Genomic DNA, 1,675 nt, shown 5'->3' on the forward strand with positions numbered 1-1,675 from the left:
GACCAGGCCCTCCTCCGTGATCGTAATGGCAGCGCTCGTGCTCACCGGCTTACCGTCTCGAAAGTAAACGATAAACGCGACGGACGGCTCTCGGATCCCGGCTACGTCGTACAAGGTGACTGACGGCGAGCACGACACCAGACCAGCCGCGAGCGCAAGTATGTTCAAAAGGCACTTCACGGTAGCTGCAGGTCAGCATACCGCAACAGCGCATTGTCGCCGCTCAGCCAGACACGATTTTCGTGGAGCTGAACATTCGTTGTCAGTGCGGATGCGGCAGGGCCCGGGAAGCGAATGAGAGATGTGCAGTCTGTGTTGTCGAGGTCGACCACGAGCAGGTCGGCACACACGTCCATCGCGATAATAGCGAACCGGTTTTGGTAAATGACGATATCGGCCAGGCTGTTAGCCACGACGTCGCCCCCTTCTTGGCAGCGAAACCCGGGCGGTACCGGCGCAAAAAGGTATCCTATTTCACCGCCTTCGGTCCGCCACGTCAGCACGCCGTCGTCGCCGACGGTCCAAGTTTCGAGCGAGCCGTTAACGAAGCGCTCCTTCAAGCCGCGAGGTGTCAGGACGACGCCGTTCTTGTCGACCAACGGCATGCTCGTCCACCGCCCGTTTTCGAGGCGCTCGATACTCCCCTGTAGGCCGAGTACAATCGTCTGGTCTCGTGCACCCGCCACGATCCGCTGACGAATGCTCGGCGTGGAAAAGAAATAGGGCTCGCGGTCCGTGCCGTCGAATACGTGAACGTTCGTATGGCGCGCGTCACTGGGCGGCGCGCCACTCGCCACCGGTGTCCCGTCGGACCTGACGGCCAGCGCGATAATCTTCGTCGGGAGATCCTCCGCCGTCGCGGGCTGGATACCTTCGTCATCGATGAGAAATTCTTGAAGGGCGCCATCTACCTCGGTGCGTTTCGTGGCCCAGATTTGAGACGGCTGGCGCGGATTCGCTTGGATCTGGCCGATAGCCTCGTCCGGCGCTGCTTCGTAGAATCGCGGCCCCGGGGCGGCGGTCGACAGGGGCTCATCAAGGCGCAGATCCATAATACTGAAGGCCGAAGAGACCAGGACCCGGTTCGAGCTGATGACATGGAAGTCATTGAAGTTCGGGACACCACCCATGACCGGACCCACCTCCGCCGCAAAATCTTTTAGCTCACCAGATATCGCGCAACTGTAATTGCGCTCGATTGGTAGTTCAACTTGCAGAAAGCTTGGAAAGGAAACGGCAGAGTCAGCCGGTCGGACTTCAGTGTTGCTCGGAAGTCGCAGCGGCAACCAGGCGCCGGTGTCATCTTCAAACGGCTGCGCTTGGACATCGATTTTCGCCAGTCTTGTCGTATAAAGCTCATCAATACGGAGCGAGCCGCGGTAGAGGCCGGCTTCTTCTCGCAAGACATCTTCCGCTATCACAATGACATGTGATGAATCGCCACTCGCTCGGTACTCCTGGTTGCCGTTCACGAGGAAACCGTCTTCGTCAATCTGGATTGCCGGGCCGAGCTGGGTGGGCTCGTTATCATTCACATCCACGATGAACGCCAGCGCTGGTCCCCGAATGTCGCTTACATCCAGCGCCCGCAACTCGCCGCCGCAGCCGATGAGCCCGAGCGCAATCAAGGCGGTGGTGCGACGAACCACTTACTCTGTCTAACGAACGCGTAGCC

The 1,675-nt window shown here is 59.5% G+C and carries 1 protein-coding gene; it reads right to left on the reverse strand.

What is annotated here, in order from left to right:
* Positions 1 to 176: 176 nt before the first annotated feature.
* Entirely contained in the window at positions 177 to 1,649 is a 1,473-nt protein-coding gene (locus tag WA989_RS17035; RefSeq protein ID WP_424341675.1) for a hypothetical protein, read from the reverse strand.
* Between the last annotated feature and the right edge of the window lie 26 nt (positions 1,650 to 1,675).

Source organism: Henriciella sp. (assembly GCF_049649345.1).
Taxonomy (GTDB): domain Bacteria; phylum Pseudomonadota; class Alphaproteobacteria; order Caulobacterales; family Hyphomonadaceae; genus Henriciella.